Annotated in this window: 18 protein-coding genes; 9 read left to right on the forward strand and 9 right to left on the reverse strand. The window is 62.9% G+C overall.

Features of this window, described 5'->3' with window-relative positions:
• The first annotated feature begins 192 nt into the window (after window positions 1-192).
• Window positions 193-1,233 (forward strand): glutamine synthetase beta-grasp domain-containing protein, encoded by a 1,041-nt coding sequence (locus tag F3H96_RS22280; RefSeq protein ID WP_149803858.1) that lies wholly within the window; start codon window positions 193-195, stop codon window positions 1,231-1,233.
• 289 nt (window positions 1,234-1,522) lie between these two features.
• Here the strand turns inward: F3H96_RS22280 and glnA are convergent, their stop codons facing one another.
• Complete coding sequence (glnA, locus tag F3H96_RS22285) at window positions 1,523-2,932, reverse strand: type I glutamate--ammonia ligase (protein WP_149803859.1); 1,410 nt, start codon at window positions 2,930-2,932, stop codon at window positions 1,523-1,525.
• 46 nt (window positions 2,933-2,978) lie between these two features.
• Window positions 2,979-3,317: a P-II family nitrogen regulator gene (locus F3H96_RS22290; protein WP_018428041.1), complete on the reverse strand. Its 339-nt coding sequence runs from the start codon at window positions 3,315-3,317 to the stop codon at window positions 2,979-2,981.
• 348 nt (window positions 3,318-3,665) lie between these two features.
• Here F3H96_RS22290 and F3H96_RS22295 point away from each other — a divergent pair, with 348 nt between their 5' ends.
• Window positions 3,666-5,183 (forward strand): NAD(P)H-hydrate dehydratase, encoded by a 1,518-nt coding sequence (locus F3H96_RS22295; RefSeq protein ID WP_149803995.1) that lies wholly within the window; start codon window positions 3,666-3,668, stop codon window positions 5,181-5,183.
• Between the two features lie 95 nt (window positions 5,184-5,278).
• Here the strand turns inward: F3H96_RS22295 and waaF are convergent, their stop codons facing one another.
• Genes waaF through F3H96_RS22310 form a run of 3 tightly spaced genes read right to left on the reverse strand, consistent with a single transcriptional unit; the run spans window position 5,279 to window position 8,890 of the window.
• Window positions 5,279-6,301 carry a lipopolysaccharide heptosyltransferase II gene (waaF, locus tag F3H96_RS22300; protein WP_149803860.1) on the reverse strand — a complete coding sequence of 341 codons (1,023 nt, stop codon included), beginning with the start codon at window positions 6,299-6,301 and terminating at the stop codon, window positions 5,279-5,281.
• 60 nt (window positions 6,302-6,361) lie between these two features.
• Window positions 6,362-7,303, reverse strand: coding sequence for a glycosyltransferase (locus tag F3H96_RS22305; RefSeq protein WP_149803861.1), 942 nt, complete (start codon window positions 7,301-7,303; stop codon window positions 6,362-6,364).
• A gap of 54 nt (window positions 7,304-7,357) precedes the next feature.
• Complete coding sequence (locus F3H96_RS22310) at window positions 7,358-8,890, reverse strand: acyl-CoA carboxylase subunit beta (protein WP_149803862.1); 1,533 nt, start codon at window positions 8,888-8,890, stop codon at window positions 7,358-7,360.
• A gap of 386 nt (window positions 8,891-9,276) precedes the next feature.
• On the opposite strand from F3H96_RS22310, the gene F3H96_RS22315 reads away from it, so the two are divergent.
• Window positions 9,277-10,731 (forward strand): DEAD/DEAH box helicase, encoded by a 1,455-nt coding sequence (locus tag F3H96_RS22315; RefSeq protein ID WP_149803863.1) that lies wholly within the window; start codon window positions 9,277-9,279, stop codon window positions 10,729-10,731.
• A gap of 56 nt (window positions 10,732-10,787) precedes the next feature.
• On the opposite strand, the gene F3H96_RS22320 is transcribed toward F3H96_RS22315, so the two are convergent.
• Window positions 10,788-11,777 carry an alpha/beta fold hydrolase gene (locus F3H96_RS22320; RefSeq protein ID WP_149803864.1) on the reverse strand — a complete coding sequence of 330 codons (990 nt, stop codon included), beginning with the start codon at window positions 11,775-11,777 and terminating at the stop codon, window positions 10,788-10,790.
• Window positions 11,778-11,846: 69 nt separating this feature from the next.
• Entirely contained in the window at window positions 11,847-12,695 is an 849-nt protein-coding gene (locus F3H96_RS22325) for an SDR family oxidoreductase (protein ID WP_149803865.1), read from the reverse strand.
• Window positions 12,696-12,886: 191 nt separating this feature from the next.
• Here F3H96_RS22325 and F3H96_RS22330 point away from each other — a divergent pair, with 191 nt between their 5' ends.
• The 5 genes from F3H96_RS22330 to F3H96_RS22350 all read left to right on the forward strand — a co-directional run bounded on the left by F3H96_RS22330 (window position 12,887) and on the right by F3H96_RS22350 (window position 16,970).
• On the forward strand, window positions 12,887-13,921 hold the full coding sequence (locus tag F3H96_RS22330) for a cysteine synthase A (protein ID WP_149803866.1): 1,035 nt from the start codon (window positions 12,887-12,889) through the stop codon (window positions 13,919-13,921).
• The gene (locus F3H96_RS22335; RefSeq protein WP_149803996.1) at window positions 13,921-14,664 is read left to right on the forward strand and encodes an alanyl-tRNA editing protein; all 744 of its coding nucleotides are present in this window, start codon (window positions 13,921-13,923) and stop codon (window positions 14,662-14,664) included. The genes F3H96_RS22330 and F3H96_RS22335 overlap by 1 nt, the downstream gene beginning before the upstream one ends.
• A 139-nt stretch (window positions 14,665-14,803) precedes the next feature.
• Complete coding sequence (gene sseA, locus F3H96_RS22340) at window positions 14,804-15,655, forward strand: 3-mercaptopyruvate sulfurtransferase (protein ID WP_149803867.1); 852 nt, start codon at window positions 14,804-14,806, stop codon at window positions 15,653-15,655.
• A complete protein-coding gene (locus F3H96_RS22345; RefSeq protein WP_149803868.1) occupies window positions 15,655-16,218 on the forward strand; it encodes a GNAT family N-acetyltransferase in 564 nt (187 codons plus the stop codon). Before sseA ends, F3H96_RS22345 begins: the two co-directional genes overlap by 1 nt.
• Window positions 16,219-16,502: 284 nt before the next feature.
• The gene (locus F3H96_RS22350) at window positions 16,503-16,970 is read left to right on the forward strand and encodes a DUF1203 domain-containing protein (protein ID WP_149803869.1); all 468 of its coding nucleotides are present in this window, start codon (window positions 16,503-16,505) and stop codon (window positions 16,968-16,970) included.
• A gap of 428 nt (window positions 16,971-17,398) precedes the next feature.
• On the opposite strand, the gene ald is transcribed toward F3H96_RS22350, so the two are convergent.
• Window positions 17,399-18,514 carry an alanine dehydrogenase gene (gene ald, locus F3H96_RS22355; protein WP_149803870.1) on the reverse strand — a complete coding sequence of 372 codons (1,116 nt, stop codon included), beginning with the start codon at window positions 18,512-18,514 and terminating at the stop codon, window positions 17,399-17,401.
• Window positions 18,515-18,727: 213 nt separating this feature from the next.
• Between ald and F3H96_RS22360 the strand changes: the two genes are divergently transcribed.
• Window positions 18,728-19,201 carry an Lrp/AsnC family transcriptional regulator gene (locus F3H96_RS22360; RefSeq protein ID WP_149803871.1) on the forward strand — a complete coding sequence of 158 codons (474 nt, stop codon included), beginning with the start codon at window positions 18,728-18,730 and terminating at the stop codon, window positions 19,199-19,201.
• A gap of 6 nt (window positions 19,202-19,207) precedes the next feature.
• On the opposite strand, the gene F3H96_RS22365 is transcribed toward F3H96_RS22360, so the two are convergent.
• Window positions 19,208-19,867, reverse strand: coding sequence for a 5-formyltetrahydrofolate cyclo-ligase (locus tag F3H96_RS22365; RefSeq protein WP_149803872.1), 660 nt, complete (start codon window positions 19,865-19,867; stop codon window positions 19,208-19,210).
• Window positions 19,868-20,033 lie beyond the last annotated feature (166 nt).

A 20,033-nucleotide genomic window follows, 5' to 3' on the forward strand; every position in this document is an offset into this window, starting at 1 on the left:
AACCGTCGACTGAGCGATCCGAACGCATTGCTGAGATGGCTGAGCAAAATCAACGCCTTGCCAAGAACATTTTGCCGCACCCGCCGAGAGGCGAGTGGCATACGATTTGCTTTTTAACGATCGGCAGGCCGGCTTGGCCCGGCCATGCGTTGATGCCGCCATGGTGGCGTCCAAGCAACGAGAGGCACTGGAATGACCAAATACAAGCTCGAGTATATCTGGCTCGACGGCTACACCCCGACCCCCAATCTGCGCGGCAAGACCCAGATCAAGGAGTTTGCCGAGTTCCCGACGCTCGAGCAGCTGCCGCTGTGGGGCTTCGATGGTTCCTCCACCAACCAGGCCGAGGGCCGCAGCTCCGACTGCGTGCTGAAGCCGGTCGCGCTTTATCCGGATCCCGCCCGCACCAACGGCATCCTGGTCATGTGCGAAGTCATGATGCCCGACGGCGTCACCCCGCATGAATCGAACAGCCGCGCGACCATCCTCGACGACGAGGATGCATGGTTCGGCTTCGAGCAGGAGTATTTCTTCTACAAGGACGGTCGTCCGCTCGGCTTCCCCGAGAGCGGCTATCCGGCGCCGCAGGGCCCGTATTACACCGGCGTCGGCTACAAGAATGTCGGCGACGTCGCCCGCCAGATCGTCGAGGAGCATCTCGACCTCTGCCTGGCCGCCGGCATCAATCACGAAGGCATCAATGCCGAAGTGGCGAAGGGCCAGTGGGAGTTCCAGATTTTCGGCAAGGGCTCCAAGAAGGCCGCCGACCAGATCTGGATGGCGCGCTACCTGCTGCTGCGCCTGACCGAAAAATACGGCATCGACATCGAGTTCCATTGCAAGCCGCTCGGCGACACCGACTGGAACGGCTCGGGCATGCACTGCAACTTCTCGACCAAGTATATGCGCGAAGTCGGCGGCAAGGCCTATTTCGAGGCGCTGATGGCGCAGTTCGAAAAGAACCTGATGGATCATATCGCCGTCTACGGCCCGGACAACGACAAGCGCCTGACCGGCAAGCATGAGACCGCGCCGTGGAACAAGTTTTCCTACGGTGTCGCCGACCGCGGTGCCTCGATCCGCGTGCCGCACTCCTTCGTCAAGAACGACTACAAGGGCTATCTGGAAGATCGCCGCCCGAACTCGCAGGGCGACCCCTACCAGATCGCCTCGCAGGTGCTGAAGACAATCTCGCAGGTTTCGACCGACGCGAAGGTTTCGGCCGCCGCCTGATCGCTTTCATGGTTCGGGCTTGCAGGCCCGCTGCGTGATCGGAATGACAAAGGCCCCGGTGGAAAACGCCGGGGCCTTTTTTGGTTATCCTCGCCGAAGTGGCGCGACGCCTGCCGCTTTGAATCTGCGCAGAAACGTTCGCTCGCGGGCCTAGAGACGGATTCCGGGTCGATTCGACCTGAAATCAGCGTCCAGGAAAACACCACGGAGCGCGAAACCCGTCTCCGAAATGAAAAGCCCTTGGAGGCGGCTACCTCCAAGGGCTTGATTTCAGCGTCCGATCAGAAGCTTAGACCGAATAGTACATGTCGTACTCGACCGGGTGCGGGGTCATCTCGAAGCGCATGACTTCCGCCATCTTCAGCTCGATGTAGGAATCGATCTGGTCGTCGTCGAAGACGCCGCCGGCCTTCAGGAAGCCGCGGTCCTTGTCGAGGTTCTGCAGCGCCTCGCGCAGCGAGCCGCAGACGGTCGGGATCTTCTTCAGCTCCTTCGGCGGCAGGTCGTAAAGATCCTTGTCCATTGGCTGTCCCGGGTGGATCTTGTTCTTGATGCCGTCGAGGCCGGCCATCAGCATGGCGGCGAAGCCGAGATAGGGGTTCGCGCCCGGATCGGGGAAGCGGACCTCGACGCGCTTCGACTTCGGCGAAGAGCCGAACGGAATGCGGCAGGAGGCCGAGCGGTTGCGCGCCGAATAAGCAAGCAGCACCGGCGCTTCGTAACCCGGCACCAGACGCTTGTAGGAGTTGGTGAGCGGGTTGGTGAAGGCGTTGATCGCCTTGGCGTGCTTGATGATGCCGCCGATGTAATAGAGGCAGGTCTCCGACAGACCGGCATATTCGTTGCCGGCGAAGGTCGGCTTGCCGCCCTTCCAGATCGACTGGTGCACGTGCATGCCCGAGCCGTTGTCGCCGAACACCGGCTTCGGCATGAAGGTGGCCGTCTTGCCGTAGGCGTTGGCGACTTGGTGCACGACATACTTGTAGATCAGCATTTTGTCGGCGTTGCGCACCAGCGTGTCGAACTTGATGCCGAGCTCGTGCTGGGCGGCCGCGACCTCATGGTGATGCTTTTCGACGCGCACGCCCATTTCGGCGAGCACGGTCAGCATTTCAGAACGCATGTCCTGGCACGAATCGACCGGCGGCACCGGGAAATAGCCGCCCTTGATGCGCGGACGGTGGCCGAGATTACCGGTCTCGTAGTCGGTGTCGTCATTGGACGGCAATTCGGTCGAGTCCAGCCGGAAGCCGGTGTTGTACGGATCGGCCTTGTACTTGACGTCGTCGAACACGAAGAACTCGGCCTCGGGGCCGACATAGATGGTGTCGCCGATGCCCTCCGACTTCATATAGGCCTCGGCCTTCTTGGCGGTGCCGCGCGGATCGCGGTTGTAGGCCTCGCCGGAGATCGGATCGAGGATGTCGCACAGGATGACCATGGTCGACTGGGCGAAGAACGGATCCATATGGACGGTGTCGGTATCCGGCATCAGCACCATGTCGGACTCGTTGATCGCTTTCCAGCCGGCGATCGAGGAGCCATCGAACATGACGCCGTCGGCGAACATGTCCTCCTCGACCTCGACGACATCCATCGTCACATGCTGCAGCTTGCCCCGCGGATCGGTGAAGCGCAGGTCGACGAATTTCACGTCGTTATCCTTAATCTGCTTCATGATGTCTTTGGCTGTCGTCATGTTGTTTCTTCCCTGTGTGATGACGTCCGGAATGGTGAAGGGTCGGTCAGATGGCGTCGATGCCGGTCTCGCCGGTGCGGATGCGCACCACTTCCTCTATATTTGAGACGAAGATCTTTCCATCGCCGATGCGGCCCGTTTGCGCCGCTTTGCGGATAGCCTCGATGGCGCCTTCGACAGCCTCGTCGCCGAGCACCACCTCGATCTTCACCTTGGGCAGGAAGTCGACGACATATTCGGCGCCGCGATAGAGTTCGGTATGTCCCTTCTGACGGCCGAAACCCTTGGCCTCGGTGACGGTGATGCCTTGCAGTCCGGCCTCCTGAAGCGCTTCCTTCACTTCGTCCAGCTTGAATGGCTTGATGATCGCTTCGATCTTTTTCATGTAGAAAGTGGCCTCCACTGCCAAGAAGACGGGTTGTGTGCCCCGCTTGCGCCTTCATCTAGCACGAACTGTGCCAACCCAGAGGAATACAGACGGCGCAGGGCGTTTTCGATCCCGTGCCGCGTTCGGATGTAAATTCGCGTCATCCGCTGCATCGGATGCGTCATGGACGCCCAAACCTATTACATCGCTCCTCCCCGCGTCTGCGCAAAAAATGGGCAGACAGCGCAATTTCCAGGCAGAACCCCCCTCGGATGCGACCGTATTTGCAGGACGATGCGCGGTCGCGATGGTTTGCGTCGAACCGAAAACTGGACAATGCTTGATCGCATGATGATCGGCAATCCCATGCGCAATGAACTTCTGTCGCCAACCGAAATGGCCGAGGCCGACAAGTTGGCGATAGCGGCCGGGCCGCTCGACGGCTACGGATTGATGCAACGCGCCGGCGAGGCGGTCGCCGCGGTCGTGCTGGCGCGCTACCCAGGCGCGACGAGGGTGCATGTGCTGTGCGGCCCCGGCAACAATGGCGGCGACGGTTATGTCGTGGCGCGGTTGCTGGCCGAGGCCGGCGTCGATGTGGTCCTGTGGGCGTCGGGCGAACCGCGGACAGGCAGCGACGCCGCGCGGGCGGCCGCCGACTGTCGGATCGAGCGAAAGCCGTTATCGGCCTTTCAGGCGGAACCCGGCTCGCTCGTCGTCGATGCGCTCTATGGAGCCGGCCTGTCAAAGCCCCTCTCGGGCGATGCCGCCAAGGCGGTTCAGGCAGTGACGGAACTCGATCTGCCGGTGGTGGCCGTCGACCTGCCTTCGGGCGTTTCCGGCGACAGCGGCGACGTTCTCGGCTCGGCCTTTCGCGCGATCCTCACGGTGACCTTCGCACGAAAAAAGCCCGGGCACCTGCTTCTGCCCGGCCGCGAGCGATGCGGCGAGACCGTAGTGGCCGACATCGGCATTCGTGACGAGATTATCGACGAGGTCGCGCCACGTGCCTTCGAGAACCGGCCCGGGCTCTGGATCGCGAACTTTCCCGTGCCGGCGGTCGACGCGCATAAATACAAGCGCGGTCATACCGGCGTCTTTTCGGGCGGGCCATCGGCAACGGGCGCGGCGCGCCTTTCTGCGCTTGCGGCGGCAAGAAGCGGGGCAGGAGCCGTCACCGTGCTCTCGCCGGCAAACGCCATGCAAGTCAACGCGGCGCATCTCACCTCGATCATGCTGCGCAAGGTCGACGCGATCGAGGACGTCCACGACGTTATCGGCGATCGCCGGCCGTCCACCTTTGTCCTCGGCCCCGGCTTCGGCATCGGTGACAAGGCGCGTGATTTCACCCTTGCCGTGCTCGCCAAGAAACGCCAGGGCGGCCGCGGCGAGGGCCTTGTGCTCGACGCCGACGGCATCACGTCCTTTCGCAATGCGGCCTCGACGCTGTTCGAGGCAGCCGGCAGGCCGGACGCGCCGGCATTGATCATGACGCCGCATGAGGGCGAGTTCGGCAGGCTGTTTGCGGACATTGCCGGCGACAAGGCCCTATCGAAACTGGCCAAGGCGCGCGCCGCCGCGCAGCGCTCCAACGCCGTGATCGTCTATAAGGGCGCCGACAGCGTGATCGCATCGCCGGATGGTCGCGCGGCGATCAACAGCAATGGCGCTGCCTGGCTTGCCACGGCCGGCTCGGGCGACGTGCTGGCGGGCATTATCGCGGGCTCGCTTGCCCAGGGCATGCCGGCTTTCGAGGCGGCTTGCGCCGGGGTCTGGATTCATGCCGAAGCCGGCCGTCGCTTTGGGCCGGGTTTGATAGCCGAGGACCTGCCTCTGGCCATGGTGCCGGTTCTCCGCGAACTGATGGAGAGCACTGCCCGATGAGAGGTTGGTGTTCCTCGTCGCGGTCTTTCCCTTGGCCGCTTCGCTCAGACCGGAGGTGAATGCCGGCTTTGGCGAGGCCCCAGAGGATCGGGTTTTCAGGCTTCCTGCTTGCGGCGCGCCTGCGCAACAGCGTCGGCCAAAGCTGCAAGAACCCGTTCCTCGCTGACGCCGCGCGTATCGTAAACCCAGCTCGGCGTCGAAATTGGCGGCTCGAGAAACCTGACCTGGTCGTTCACCGGTCCGGTCTCATAGGAGCGGTTCGATCCGAAGATAAGCACACAAGGTCCGCCCAAAGCCGCGGCTGCATGGCACAGCCCGCCGTCGACGCCGAGGAACACGGTCGAGGCAGCAATCTGGCATATGGCATCGGTGAGTTGCGGTGTCGACGTGAAATCCACTGCCTCCGGGAACTCGGCGCGGATCCGGCCGGCGGCCTCGCGTTCGCGCGGACCGCCGACGATCCATACCGACCAGCCGCGCCTTGCGTGGTCCTGCGCTACCGATGTGAAACGCTCCGCCGGCCATGAGCGAAAGTTGGTGAACGCCGAGGTGTAAAGCGCCAGCGCCGGCCGCGCCGGATCGATCCCGTGCCGGGCGCGCCAATCCGAAACTTCCTCGGCCGAAACCGCCATTTGCGGCGGAGGCAGACGCATGTCGTCGGCAGGCTTCTCGCCCAGCATCGCGATCGCGCAGACTTGCTCGAACAATCTCGTCTTGCGCGGGCCGAACGCCACGAAGCTCTTCAGCCAGCCGGCCGGCAGGCGGTTGACCATGCCGAACTGGAACTCGCGCGGATAGCCGATGCGTTCGGGTATGCCGGCGAGCCATGGCACAAGCGCCGCCTTGGTGCTGCTGGTGAGCATGTAGGCTGCCTGGTAAACCTCCTCGCGAAGTTCACGCGCCAGGCGTGCCCGTTCTTTCAGCCCCGGCTTCCAATGTTTCTCCACGATCCAGGTCTTGCGAATATGCGGCATGAGCCGCGCCAGCGGCGCGGCAAGAGGCGAGGTGGCAACGTCGATCGGATGCCCAGGAAATTTCTCGGCGAGGATCTGGATCGCCGAGTGGCAACGGATGAAATCACCGATCGCCGGCAGGCAGAAGACGAGGATGGGACGCAACAAACGCTACCTTTTCGATCCGGAACAGTCGCTGCCGATGGCAAGCATGACGGTGATTTGTCACGGAAGCGCTTCGCCATCAAGGATGCGGGCATAGAGTTGCAGATAGGCTTTCGCCGCCTTCTGGATCGGAAACCGGTCTGCCGCGGATTCGCGGCATCTTTGCGCCGACAAACCGCCGATTTCGCCGAACCCGCGCGCGAACTCCTCGTCCGTGTCGAAGAAGCGCCCGGTATCGGCATCGACGGTTTCGGGCAGCGCGCCATGCGCCGTCGTCAAAACCGGCGTACCGCACAGCATGGATTCGACCGGCGCGTTGCCGAAAGGCTCTTCCCAGGAAATCGGGTTCAGAAAAGCCTTGGTCTCGCCCAACAGGCGTACCTTCGGTTCGCCGTCGACCATGCCGTGGTAGCGGAAGCGGGACGACAGGCTTTTGAAGAAGACGCCCTCGCGGCGGGTCTTGCTGCGGCCAAGCAGCTTCCAGCGCGAACCGCCGGCGATATCGAGCTTGAAATCATACTTTTTCGCGAGGTCCACCGCTCGGTTGAGGCCCTTTCCGGCCCGCGCGATGGCTGCCATGAAAAACAGATGGTCGTTCTTCGAAGGCGCCAGCCGATAGGCGTCCACCGGAAACCCATTGTAGACGAAGGTCTTGCGGCCATGCAGCTCGGCATGGCGGGCGCTGATGAAGCTCCAGTTCGGCTGCGGCCTCGGGTAATCCGGCAGATGGCCGCGTTCCGTATTGAGCGTCGGAAAGGGAACCTCAACCTTCCAGGCATGGAGATGGACGATGTCGGTGTCCCTGGGAACAGCCGCGCGGCATTCGTCATTGGTGACGGCGTGGCGGACCTCGCACATCGGATGCGACGATCCCGGGCCGGCGATCAACGTCACCTGATGCCCCATCTTGACCATCTCCGTGGTCAGCCATTCGACCTGCCGCTGGATGCCGCCATAGCCTTTGCACGGAATAAGGCCCTGGGCCGCAAGCGCTATTCGCATTTCGTCTCCGCGCTCATGTTAGCGGTTGTCATCCTTTCGGCCGATGGAGATATTTCACAAGGGAATGTTGTCGTGCTTCTTCCAAGGGTTCTGCATGTCCTTGTTGCGCAGCATGCGCAGCGCCCGCGCCAGGCGGCGGCGCGTCGAGTGCGGCATGATCACCTCATCGACATAGCCGCGTTCCGCGGCGACGAAGGGCGACAGGAAACGATCCTCGTAAGCCTTTGTATGAGCAGCGATCTTCTCCGGATCGCCGATGTCCTTGCGATAGATGATCTCGACCGCGCCCCTTGCGCCCATCACCGCGATCTGCGCCGTCGGCCAGGCGTAGTTCATGTCGCCGCGCAGATGCTTGGACGCCATGACGTCATAAGCGCCGCCATAGGCCTTGCGGGTGATGACGGTAATCTTCGGCACGGTCGCCTCGGCATAGGCGAACAGCAGCTTGGCGCCATGCTTGATCAGCCCGCCATATTCCTGTGCGGTACCCGGCAGGAAGCCCGGGACGTCGACGAAGGTGACGATCGGGATGGAGAAGCAATCGCAGAAACGCACGAAGCGTGCCGCCTTGCGGCTCGCATCCGAATCTAGCACGCCCGCCAGCACCATCGGCTGGTTGGCGACGAAGCCGACCGTACGTCCTTCGACCCGGCCGAAGCCGGTGACGATGTTTTTGGCAAAGCTCTGCTGGATCTCGAAGAAATCGCCTTCGTCGGCAACCTTCAGGATCAGTTCCTTGATGTCATAGGGCTTGTTGGCATTGTCGGGGATCAGCCGATCAAGCGAAAGGTCATGGTCCGTCACCGACTGATAGCACTCGATCTCAGGGATCTCGGCGGTATTGGACGCCGGCAGCAGGTCGACCAGCCGCCGCATCTGCAACAGCGCCTCGACGTCGTTGTCATAGGCGCCGTCGGCGATGGAAGATTTTGTCGTGTGGACCGAAGCGCCGCCGAGGCTCTCGGCGGTTACCGTCTCGTTGGTCACCGTCTTCACCACGTCAGGCCCGGTCACGAACATGTAGGAGGTGTCGCGCACCATGAAGATGAAGTCGGTCATGGCCGGCGAATAGACGTCGCCGCCGGCGCAAGGCCCCATGATCAGCGAAATCTGCGGGATGACACCGGAGGCGAGCACGTTGCGCTGAAAAATCTCGGCATAGCCGCCGAGCGCGGCCACGCCTTCCTGAATGCGGGCGCCGCCGGCGTCATAGAGGCCGATAATCGGCGCGCGGTTGCGCAGCGCCATCTCCTGAACCTTGACCACCTTTTCGGCATGCGCTTCCGACAGCGAGCCGCCGAACACGGTAAAATCCTTGGCGAAGAGATAGACCGGCCTGCCGTTGACGGTGCCCCAGCCGGTGACGACGCCGTCGCCGGCGATCTTGGTCTTCTCCATGCCGAAATCTGTCGAGCGGTGCTCGACATACATGTCGAACTCCTCGAACGAACCTTCGTCGAGGAAGACCGCGATCCGCTCGCGGGCGGTGAGCTTGCCCTTCTTGTGCTGGGCTTCGATGCGGTCCTTGCCGCCGCCCATGCGGGCGATCTCGCGGCGGCGCTCGAGTTCCTTCAGCACGTCTTTCATTGCCCGGTTCCCCGTTCGATCGGTGGTTTGTGGTAATCGCGAGGGCAGGGGAGCGCAAGCGCTGCCATCGGTCTGTTTTTGCTGCATTGCAACATGCGGCCCTTGCTTTTCGGGCCGGACTCGTCCATATGCAGCCCTATAGGCGCTTGGGCCGGACCTTCCGGCTTTCTCCACGAATGAGACTGGTTGCGTCTGTTTTCCCTCTTTCCGGTGAATCGGCAAGGTGGCGAAAGAGCCCCGGGGCATGATGCCCGCGGGCACGACAGCGCAGCCGCGCGGACACATCCAGTCCGCCGCCTTGTCGTTTCCTGATAATTTTTCGACGGCAGGTTGCGCCCTGCCGCCATTGATGTTTGCGGCCATGCGCCGCGTGAAAGAAGAATATTTTGACCAACGAAAACACTTTGCCCGGCACGGGCACTGCGGAACTCTCCGGTTTCGCCGCGCTTGGCATCACCGGTGCGCTGCTCAAGGCCACCATTGCCGCGGGCTTCACCGAGCCGAAGCCGATCCAGATGCAGGCGATCCCGCCGCAGTTGGAAGGCCGCGACATTTTCGGCATCGCCCAGACGGGTTCCGGCAAGACGGCCGCCTTCGCGCTGCCGATCTTGTCGCGGATCATCGGTCTGGGCACCAAGCGTCGGCCGAAGACGGCGCGCGCGCTGATCCTGGCCCCGACGCGCGAACTGGCCGTGCAGATCGAGGAGACCATTAAGATCCTTGCCAAGGGCGCGCATGTCTCGACCGCGCTCGTTCTCGGCGGTGTCTCGCGCTTCAGCCAGGTGAAGAAGATCGGCCCCGGCGTCGATGTCCTGATCGCCACGCCGGGCCGGCTCACGGACCTCGTGCGAGAGGGCGACCTCATCCTTGCCGACACCAAATGGCTCGTCCTCGATGAGGGTGACCGCATGCTCGACATGGGCTTCATCAACGACGTCAAGCGCATCGCCAAGGCGACCGCGCCGGACCGCCAGACGGCGCTGTTTTCAGCCACCATGCCGGACGAGATCGCCGAGCTCGCCAAGGGCCTTTTGAAGAACCCGGTTCGCGTCGAGGTCGCGCCGCAAAGCACGGCCGCCGCCGAGATCGTGCAGAGCTTGGTGCTTGCCCGCACCAAGCAGAAGCGGCAGGTGCTGTCGAAGATGCTGGGCGACGAGGCGATGCGCTCGGTGATCGTGTTCTCGCGCACCAAGCACGGCGCCGACCGCGTCACCAAGGACCTTGCCCGCGACGGCTTCAACGCCGCCGTCATCCACGGCAACAAGTCGCAGAACGCGCGCCAGAAGGCGCTCAACGATTTCCGCGACGGCGCGGTTCGCATCCTGGTCGCGACCGATATCGCCGCGCGCGGCATCGACGTGCCCGGCATCAGCCATGTCGTGAACTTCGACCTGCCGGACGAGGCGGAAAGCTACGTCCATCGCATCGGCCGCACGGGCCGCAACGGCAGGGATGGCATTGCCATCACGCTTTGCGATCCTTCGGAGAACGCCAAGCTGCGGCAAGTCGAGCGCATCATCCGCATGAAGCTGCCGGTCATCGCCGATCATCTGGGCAGCCCGGATCCGCAGCGCGATCCCCGGGAAAAGACCGAGCGTCATTTCGAACCGGCCAACGACCGCGAGCATCATGGCGGCCGTCGCGACGGTCGCCGCCCGGGCAACGGCGACACGAAGCGTTTCGCAAGCCAGCCGCAGGGCGAGCGCGGGCCGAAGCCGCAGGGCGAACGTACGGCTGCGGCCAAGCCGAATGGCGAGCGCAAGCCCGACGGCTTCAAACGCTTCAAAGGCAACAACAAGCGCCGCTTCGGCGGCAAGCGTCCGGCAAACCGGGCAGCTTGAGCTCGCCAGACGAGAGGAATGGAACGGCCGGAGCGGTGCTCCGGCCGTTTCTCGTTTCACTGGCCTGATTGCTGCTGCATCAGCGCCTTCACCCACACCACGATACGCTGGGTCAGGAAGGCTGTGGTCTGTGGCGACAGCGCATCGCCGGCAATGACGTGATCGTCCCGATCGCCGGTGTCGTCGACCGGCACCAGCTCGTGCGGACCACCCCAGCGCCCGGCGATCTCGCGCGTGCGGTCTGGCCGCACCACCTTGTCGGAATCCGAGAAGATGAACAGGGCGGGGATCGTCGCCTTCTCGACCGGCGCCTCATAGGCGAGATTGGTGAGCGCCGCCATCGGCAGCACCGCGGCCATCGGATATTTGGTGGTCCAGAACTTTTCATGCAGCGCATTGCGAGCACTGAAGCTGCGCTCCTTGCCGCCGACCAGCTCGGCGATCTGTTTGCCCCAGGGCAGGGTGAGGATCTCGGCGCCTGACGCCCTGACGCCGAAATTTGGCGAGATGAACGCGATCGCCGCGACGTCGTCGGATGCGCCTGCTTGTGTTGCGGCCCGTGCCGCCAGCGAGCCGCCGGTCGAGGTGGCAACAACGATCACCCTGTCGCCGATGGCGCGACCGATGGCCAGAGCCTCCTCATAGTCGTTGACCCAGGCATTAACGCTGCCTTCGGCCATGGCCGCGCCATCCTGGCCGTGACCGGTCAGGCGCGTGTAGAAGAGGTTGGCGTCCAGTTCATCGGCAATGTCGTCCGGCAAGGGGCGAACCTCGCCCTTCGAGGCTGAAAAGCCATGGATGTAGACGATGGCCAAAGGCGTCTTGGCATGAACCATCGGGTTCGCCCAGATGATCTCCTTATCGAGCCCGTCGCGGATGTTGGGCACGGCAGCCTCTTCACGCGCCAGATAGGCCTGCGGATCTTCGCCGATCACCGACGGATTGAAGCGGATTGTCGTATCGACCGGCACCCGCGGGCCGAGGAAGAACCCAGCGACCAGGATGACGGCAAGGCCAAGCACCGCAAGCACGATCCGTCGCCCCATCGCAGTCTCCAGGCAATCATTCTCAACCTATGGCCGTGCCCGCACGCAGGCAATCGCGGTTTCGCCGACTCATCTTGCCTTGTCGCGGGACGGATCTTTTGCGCCGTGCAGCTTGCGATCGAAATATAACGGCCGTCTCCACCAACTGGTGGTAGCTCCGATGACGAAGCGGCCGATCGGCCGCGGCAGCAGGCCAAGCAGCTTCAACGGCCAGCTTATGTGATACGGGAAGGTGACTTCGAAGCTACCCTTCCTGATACCGCGCGCCATGCGGCGCGACGCACGATGCACCGGCATGAGGCCTGGCATCGGCAGCATATTCTTTTCCGTCAGCGGCGTGTCGATGAACCCCGGATTGATCACCTGAACGCGGATGTTGAGCTTGTCGAAGTCGTATTTCAGCGACTCCGCCAGGATGTTGATCGCGGCCTTGGTGCCGCCATAAGCTGCTGTGGTCGGCCAGCCGGAATAGGCGGTGACCGATCCGACCAAAACGATATGGCCGCGTCCGCGCCCACGCATGTAGTCGACCACTGGCACCACACCGTTGACGATACCGAAATAGTTCACGGCGAAGGAGCGGTGGAAATCGCGCACCACCAGGTTCTCGCCGGGGGTGGCTATGTAGTTGCCGGCGTTGAACACGGCAAGCACGATCGGGCCCATCTGCTCCTCGATCGCGGCGACGGTGCGTGCCATGCCGTGCTCGTCGGTCACATCGCAGGGAAAGGACTTCACATGTCCCGACATTTGCGCCGTTTCGACGATCAGCGTGTCGACCGGGTCTTCCGGCAGGGCGGTCACCGCGACCGCATAACCTTGATTGGCGAGATCCTTGGCTAATGCGCGTCCAAGGCCGCTGCTGCCGCCCGTGATCCAGGCGACACCGTCCTTCGGATTGGCCCGGTAGAGTGTCATGCGATGCCTTGCGAATGTTCGCGCTTGCTGTAGCGGTGCAGAAATCGAATGAAAAGAGCGGTTCGTGCGCTCAGTGTTAAATGATCGCGAGCAATGCAGCGTCCGGAATGCGACTGGACCAGGCAAAATCTTGCCTTGAAACCGCAGCGCCCGGTTTCTAGGGTCTCGCCGCACACATGAAGGAATCCCGCATGCCCCGTTCTGTGATCGAAGCGATCGGCAACACGCCCCTGATCCGGCTCAACAAGGCTTCGGAAGCGACCGGCTGTGAGATCCTCGGCAAGGCCGAATTCATGAATCCGGGGCAATCGGTGAAAGATAGAGCCGGCCTGTTCATCATCCGCGATGCCGAGCAGCGCGGGCTCCTGAAGCCCGGCGGGGTCATCGTCGAAGGCACTGCCGGCAACACCGGCATCGGCTTGACGCTGGTCGCCAAGGCGCTCGGCTACCGCACCGTCATCGTCATCCCCGACACGCAGAGCCAGGAAAAGAAGGACGTGATCAAGATCCTGGGCGCGGAGCTCATCGAAGTGCCGGCCGTGCCCTACAAGAACCCCAACAATTACATAAAACTGTCGGGCCGCCTTGCCGAGCAACTGGCGCGCTCCGAACCCAACGGCGCGATCTGGGCCAACCAGTTCGACAATGTCGCCAACCGCGACGGTCATATCCGCACGACTGCGCAGGAGATCTGGGCCCAGACAGGCGGCAAGATCGACGGCTTCGTTTCGGCGGTAGGCTCCGGCGGCACGCTTGCCGGTGTCGCGCTCGGGCTGAAGGGCCAGAACAAGGACGTCAAGATCGCGCTCGCCGATCCGCTGGGCGCCGCGCTCTACAGTTTCTACACCAGCGGCGAGTTGAAGTCCGACGGCAACTCGATCACCGAAGGCATCGGGCAGGGCCGCATCACCGCCAATCTGGAAGACTTCACGCCGGACTTCTCCTACCAGGTCCCGGACGAGGAAGCATTGCCGATCATCTTCGACCTGATCCAGGAGGAAGGGCTCTGCGTCGGCGGCTCGACCGGCATCAATATCGCCGGCGCCATCCGGCTGGCGCGCGACCTCGGACCTGGCCACACCATCGTGACGATCCTTGCCGACTACGGCACGCGCTACCAGTCCAAGCTCTTCAATCCGGAATTCCTGCGCGGCAAGAACCTTCCGGTACCGGGCTGGATGGAAGAGAAGACCGATATTTCGGTCCCGTTCGAAAAGGTGGCATGATGGCACGGACGACCGAAGCGCTGTTTCGCGACGACGCCTATCAGAGGACGGCGCAGGCCGAGGTCGTCTCGATCAACGATCGTGGCGGCATCCTTCTCGACCGTACAGTCTTTTACGCAACGTCCGGCGGGCAGCCGGGCGACACCGGGACGTTCGAGCGCGAAGGTGGCGGCCGCATCGCGATCGCCGCCACCATCACCGGCGAGACCAAGGACGAGATCATCCACGTGCCGGCGTCGGACCAGGCGCTGCCCGCGGTCGGCGAAAGACTGAAGCTGTTGATCGACTGGGAGCGGCGCCACCTTCTGATGCGCATGCACTCCGCCTGCCATCTGCTGACGGTCGTCTGCCCGTTCCCGATCACCGGAGCGGCCGTTGCCGAGGATGACAGCCGTGTCGATTTCGACATTCCCGACGCTTCCTTCACCAAGGAGGACGTGACGGTTCGCCTGATGGAGCTGGTGCGCGCCGATCATCCGATCTTCACCCGGCTGATCACCGACGAGGAGCTCGCCGCCAATCCCGGCCTGGTCAAATCGAAGAACGTCCGTCCACCCGTCGGCACCGGCAAGATCCGCCTGGTCTGCATCGGCGGGAACGGCGCGATCGACAGCCAGCCCTGTGGCGGTACCCATGTGAAGTCGACCGGCGAAGTCGGTGAGATCCATATCGGCAAGATCGAGAAGAAGGGCCGCGAGAACCGGCGCTTCCGCCTCCGCTTCGGACCGATGCCGGCGAATTGAGGCTAGAGCTGGATGATTTCGGGTCGAACGACCCTAAATCTGAATCGGTCTCTAAATCAAAGAGATAGAGTATGATGCCGCCCGAAAACCGTTCCACACTTTTCGACGTCATGCTCTAGGGCCGGGTAGGGAGAAAAGAATGGCGCAGGACAGTCCTTTCATCGTCGACGCCGACTGGCTGCAGAAGCGGCTTGGCGAGCCCGGCCTCACCATCATCGACGCCTCCTGGTATCTGCCGGCGCAAAAGCGCGACGCCCGCGCCGAGTACGATGCCGCGCATATTCCCGGCGCGCGCTTCCTCGATCAGGATGCGGTTTCCGATCCGGATTCGAAACTGCCGCACACCCTGGCGTCGCCGCAGCACTTCGCCCAATATGTCGGCGCCATGGGCGTTTCTGCCGACGACACCATCGTCGTCTATGACGGTCCGGGCCTGTTCTCGGCGCCACGCGCCTGGTGGATGTTCCGGGTCATGGGCGTCGTTCAGGTCTACATTTTGAACGGCGGCATTGACCGCTGGAAGGCCGAGGGACGACCCGTGACGGCTCAGCCGACAAAGATCGCGCCGAGCGTTTTCTATGCCGATTTCGATGCGGGCCGGGTCGTCGGCCTCGACGAGATGCGCAGAATCGTCGCCGCTCGCGAGAGCCAAATCGCCGACGCGCGCTCGGCCGGCCGCTTTGCCGGGACCGATCCCGAGCCGCGCCCAGGCGTCCGTTCGGGCCATATGCCCGGCGCGCATAACATTCCGGTTACGGCACTTGCCGAGAATGGCGAGCTGTTGCCCAAGGACCGCCTGCGCAAGGTGATCGAGGATGCCGGCATCGACCTGTCGAAGCCGGTCGTCACGTCCTGTGGCTCGGGCATCACGGCGGCCGCGATCACATTGGCGCTCGAGACGCTTGGCCATACCGACAACCGGCTCTACGACGGTTCCTGGACAGAATGGGGCGGTCTCAGCGACACGCCGGTGGTGACGGGGAAAGAATGATGGAAAACGGCGAGCAAAAAGATATCGACGTCACCGTCACGTTCCTGGAGATGCATGCCGCGCCGGCGGTATCTCCGCCAATTCCCTACAACCGTCAGATCGCGCTGTTGAAGACAAAAGACATTCCGCTCCATTTCTACCGCTATCTGATGGATCGCGTCGGGCGCAAATGGCATTGGGTCAACGTGCTCAGGCTCAGCGATGAGGAACTTGCCGCCGGCCTGCACCGGGAGGACCGTGATATCAGAGTGCTCTATCTCGACGGTGCTCCCGCCGGCTTCTTCGACCTCAAGCCGCATCTGCCGGAGGAAGTGGAGCTCGCCTATTTCGGCATGATGGAACATGCGCACGGCCAGGGTATCGGCCGCTGGTTCCTTGGCGCGGCCATCTCGGCGGCTTGGGCGCATGGGCCGAAGCGCGTCACCGTGCAGACCTGCACGCTCGACCATCCGGCGGCTCTTCCGCTATACCAGAAACTCGGCTTCACCCCGGTGGCGCAGAAGAAGGAAGTCGTGCATCCGCTGACCTTCGCTGAGCGCGCGGCCAGCGTCATGCGACCCTAAAGCGGGTCGCGCTGAAACGGATTCAGGCGATGCGTCTTAGATCTTTTGTTTGATGCAAGTCGTTGTCCCGGAACCGCCGCACACTTCTGAGCGACATGCAGTAGAGCCGGCGAAGGCGCCGAGCCCACTCCGCTACACACCTTTTCCGGAATTGCTCTGAACCTGAACATGCCACGGCTCCAACGCAACGGGGCTTTCGTATGCGCTGGCTGCCAGTCAGGAATCGGGTGGGAGTCACAAAGGCAGAGGCATATTTTCCGGACCTCGACACCGGAGATTTTGCCATGAGCATCCAGTTCAAAGCCTTGCCGACCGAAGCCGTGCGTGCCTTGCAGCGGGGAGGGCCCGATGCCTATGGCCGCACCCCCGAGCACCGGATTTCCGACGGCGACGGTGTCCCTTGCAGGCACTGCATGAAGAACGTTGGCGAGGGCGAAGGCTACCTCATCCTTGCTTATCGGCCATTCCCGGACCTGCAGCCTTATGCCGAAACCGGCCCGATCTTCCTGCATGCCGAGGAATGTAAGCGCGCCACGGAAGCGGATGCGCTGCCGGAGATGCTAGCAAGCAGCGACTATATCGTCAGGGGCTACGGCAAGGACGATCGCATCGTCTACGGCAGCGGCGCCGTCACGCCGACGGGCGACATCGTCGCGCGTGCCGAAATGCTGCTTGGGCGCGACGACATCGCCTACATCCACGTCCGCTCGGCGCGGAACAATTGCTATCAATGCCGCATCGAGCGCGCATGACCCAAAAAAAAGCCCGCCGATAATCTGGCGGGCCGTTGGAGGGTCTTTGACAGAAGCTGTCGGCAAGCGCTGTCCGGGCCGGGCTGGCCGTCCCGGCAAGCAGCTCAGGCCGCCAGTAACGGTGCGTGTCTAGGCGTCTTTCGCGCCGAGCGAATGTGAAACATTTCACACAAGGACGTATAATGGTCGCCGAGATGGGACCGGGCGCGTTTCAAGACTGTCGTATTCTCGTCGTACTACTGCGCTAAAAATCAATCGTTGATGATTTGTCGACCGCGGATGGACTGGCGGCAGATCGCAACACCGAGGAAGCGGGGCTTTTGCTCCGCTTTTTTGTTGCCCGGATTTTTTCGGTCCAGTTTTCGCAAAACGAAAAAGCCCGCCGGAATGACCCGGCGGGCGCGACTTGAGGAAGCTCTGCGGACCCGTCAGGCGGCAAGCACCGCCTTCGGCTCGACCATTTCGTAGCCGAGCGCTTCGGCGACGGCACGGTTGGTGATCTTGCCCTTATGGACATTGAGGCCGTTGCGAAGGTGATGGTCGTCGATCAACGCCTTCAGACCCTTGTCGGCGAGCTGCAGGCCGTAATGCAGCGTCGCATTGTTGAGCGCGTGCGCCGAAGTGACCGGCACGGCGCCAGGCATGTTGGCGACGCAGTAGTGGATGACACCATCGACCTCGTAGGTCGGATCGGCATGGGTCGTGGCGTGCGAGGTCTCGAAGCAGCCGCCCTGGTCGATGGCGACGTCGACCAGCACCGAGCCCTTCTTCATGCCCGAGAGCATTTCACGGGTGACGAGCTTGGGTGCGGCGGCGCCCGGAATCAGTACGGCGCCGATGACGACGTCGGCCGAGAAGCATTCTTCTTCCAGGGCTTCGACCGTCGAGTAGCGCGTATGGACGCGGCCGCCGAAAATGTCGTCGAGCTGGCGCAGGCGCGGGATCGAGCGGTCGATGATGGTGACGTCGGCGCCAAGGCCGGCGGCCATCTTGGCGGCATGCAGGCCGACGACGCCGCCGCCGAGCACGGTGACCTTCCCGGGCAACACGCCGGGCACGCCGCCGAGCAGCACGCCACGGCCGCCATTGGCCTTCTGCAGCGCCGTCGCGCCGGCCTGGATCGACAGCCGGCCGGCAACTTCCGACATCGGCGCGAGCAACGGCAAGCCGCCACGGTCGTCGGTCACGGTTTCATAGGCAATGGCGGTGACGCCTGAGGCGAGAAGACCCTTGGTCTGCTCCGGGTCCGGAGCCAGGTGGAGGTAGGTGTAGAGGATCTGGCCGTCGCGCAGCTGCACCCATTCGTTGGGCTGCGGCTCCTTGACCTTGACGATCATGTCCGACTTGGCGAACACGTCGGCGGCCGTCTTGGCGATGGTGGCGCCGGCGGCGCGGTAGGCGTTGTCGTCGGCGCCGATGCCGGCGCCGGCGCCAGTCTCGACCAGCACTTCGTGGCCATGCGCGACATATTCGCGGACCGAGCCGGGCGTCAGTCCGACGCGATATTCATGGTTCTTGATTTCCCTGGGGCAGCCGACGCGCATTGTTCTTCTCCTGTCCGGCCCTTGAGAGGGCGCTCTCCCTGTCATTTCATGCATGGCATCGGCCCGGAAACCGCCGCGCGACTTCCGGCGACATGCACTAGACGCAGTCAACCACGAATCGTTCCGTATGTGTTTGCGAATGCACTTGCGGCATTGGCCGTTGTTCGATAATCGTTGCGCAGAATGTCAGAATATTCGCAGGATTCACGAAAAATGCGGCTCGACAGGATCGATATCGCCATTCTGGAAACTTTGCAGAAGGATGGCCGGATCCCCAACGCGGCGCTTGCCGAGAAGGTCGGCCTTTCCCAATCGGCCTGTTCGCGCAGGCTCGACAATCTGGAGAAAACCGGAACCATCCGCGGCTATCACGCGCGGCTCTCCAACTCCGCGCTTGGCCATCAGATGACGGCGATCGTGCACATATCGCTGTCGGGCCAATTCGAAAAGACGCTGTCGGATTTCGAGGCGGCGATCAAGCGCTGTCCGAACGTGCTGTCCTGTCATTTGATGTCAGGCGAATACGACTACATCCTGCGCATCGCGGCCAAGGACCTCGTCGACTACGAACGCATCCATAAGGAGTGGCTGTCGGCCATGCCGCATGTGACGAAGATCAACTCGTCCTTCGCGCTGCGCGAGATCGTGGACCGTACGGCGGTCGGACTGCGGCCGGAGATGGCCTAAGTGTTGCTAAGCGCCGGCCGCCTCCGTCACAACCGCGCTCATCGGGATGTCGTGCGGCTGCGGATAGATGGTGGCGATGCGCTGCAGTTCGTAGCCGACGCCGATGATCAGCGGCTTGAACGGCATGGCGGCCAGCGTGCGATCGAAGAAGCCGCCGCCATAGCCTAGACGATAATTTGCCGGATCAATGCCGACGATCGGCGAGATGACGATGTCCGGTAGCACCGGATCGCCCTCGGCCGGGATCGGAATGTTCCAGATGCCCTTTTCCAACCGGTCACCCTGTTTGTAGGCACGGAAGATCAGGGGGCGTCCTTTCTCCACGACGATGGGCAATGCGGTGCGACCGCCGCGCTCATTGACGGACGCCATCCATGGCCGCAAATCCGGCTCGCCGCGGAACGGCCAGTAAAGACTCACCATGCGGTCGACTATGTCACCGATCAGCGCATCGAGGCGATCCGCAATGCGCGCCGACATTGCGGAGCGGGCGTCCGCCGAAACCGCAAGTCGGGCACCGATCAGTCTCTCGCGCTCCGCCTTGCGCCAGCGCCTGACATCGGTCCAGTCGGTGAGCGGCATCTGATAGGCCGGGTCGAGCTCGTGCATGAAACAAGGTGGCGAGGCGTATTGGGTCGGGCCTTCGTCATCGCAGTGGTCGGTCATGCTGCACTCCTGTCATTCTGCTCCACGCTATACCCGGTGCTCCGAAAGCGACATGCGCGTTCACGACACCGGGCGACGACTCCGGGGCAGGGGAGCGGGCAACAGCAATGTTGTTGCAGTGCACAACAACGCTTACATTCTGGACAGGTTGGTTTGGCGAGGTGAC

The organism is Mesorhizobium sp. NFR06 (genome assembly GCF_900115245.1).
Lineage (GTDB): Bacteria > Pseudomonadota > Alphaproteobacteria > Rhizobiales > Rhizobiaceae > Mesorhizobium.

What these genes read in the sequence shown, in the direction of transcription:
- F3H96_RS22280 (WP_149803858.1), top strand. Translation starts at nt 193, where the DNA reads ATGACCAAATACAAGCTCGAGTATATCTGGCTCGACGGCTACACCCCG.
- glnA (WP_149803859.1), bottom strand. Translation starts at nt 2,932, where the DNA reads ATGACGACAGCCAAAGACATCATGAAGCAGATTAAGGATAACGACGTG.
- F3H96_RS22290 (WP_018428041.1), bottom strand. Translation starts at nt 3,317, where the DNA reads ATGAAAAAGATCGAAGCGATCATCAAGCCATTCAAGCTGGACGAAGTG.
- F3H96_RS22295 (WP_149803995.1), top strand. Translation starts at nt 3,666, where the DNA reads ATGCGCAATGAACTTCTGTCGCCAACCGAAATGGCCGAGGCCGACAAG.
- F3H96_RS22305 (WP_149803861.1), bottom strand. Translation starts at nt 7,303, where the DNA reads ATGCGAATAGCGCTTGCGGCCCAGGGCCTTATTCCGTGCAAAGGCTAT.
- F3H96_RS22310 (WP_149803862.1), bottom strand. Translation starts at nt 8,890, where the DNA reads ATGAAAGACGTGCTGAAGGAACTCGAGCGCCGCCGCGAGATCGCCCGC.
- F3H96_RS22320 (WP_149803864.1), bottom strand. Translation starts at nt 11,777, where the DNA reads ATGGGGCGACGGATCGTGCTTGCGGTGCTTGGCCTTGCCGTCATCCTG.
- F3H96_RS22325 (WP_149803865.1), bottom strand. Translation starts at nt 12,695, where the DNA reads ATGACACTCTACCGGGCCAATCCGAAGGACGGTGTCGCCTGGATCACG.
- F3H96_RS22330 (WP_149803866.1), top strand. Translation starts at nt 12,887, where the DNA reads ATGCCCCGTTCTGTGATCGAAGCGATCGGCAACACGCCCCTGATCCGG.
- F3H96_RS22335 (WP_149803996.1), top strand. Translation starts at nt 13,921, where the DNA reads ATGGCACGGACGACCGAAGCGCTGTTTCGCGACGACGCCTATCAGAGG.
- sseA (WP_149803867.1), top strand. Translation starts at nt 14,804, where the DNA reads ATGGCGCAGGACAGTCCTTTCATCGTCGACGCCGACTGGCTGCAGAAG.
- F3H96_RS22345 (WP_149803868.1), top strand. Translation starts at nt 15,655, where the DNA reads ATGGAAAACGGCGAGCAAAAAGATATCGACGTCACCGTCACGTTCCTG.
- F3H96_RS22350 (WP_149803869.1), top strand. Translation starts at nt 16,503, where the DNA reads ATGAGCATCCAGTTCAAAGCCTTGCCGACCGAAGCCGTGCGTGCCTTG.
- ald (WP_149803870.1), bottom strand. Translation starts at nt 18,514, where the DNA reads ATGCGCGTCGGCTGCCCCAGGGAAATCAAGAACCATGAATATCGCGTC.
- F3H96_RS22360 (WP_149803871.1), top strand. Translation starts at nt 18,728, where the DNA reads ATGCGGCTCGACAGGATCGATATCGCCATTCTGGAAACTTTGCAGAAG.
- F3H96_RS22365 (WP_149803872.1), bottom strand. Translation starts at nt 19,867, where the DNA reads ATGACCGACCACTGCGATGACGAAGGCCCGACCCAATACGCCTCGCCA.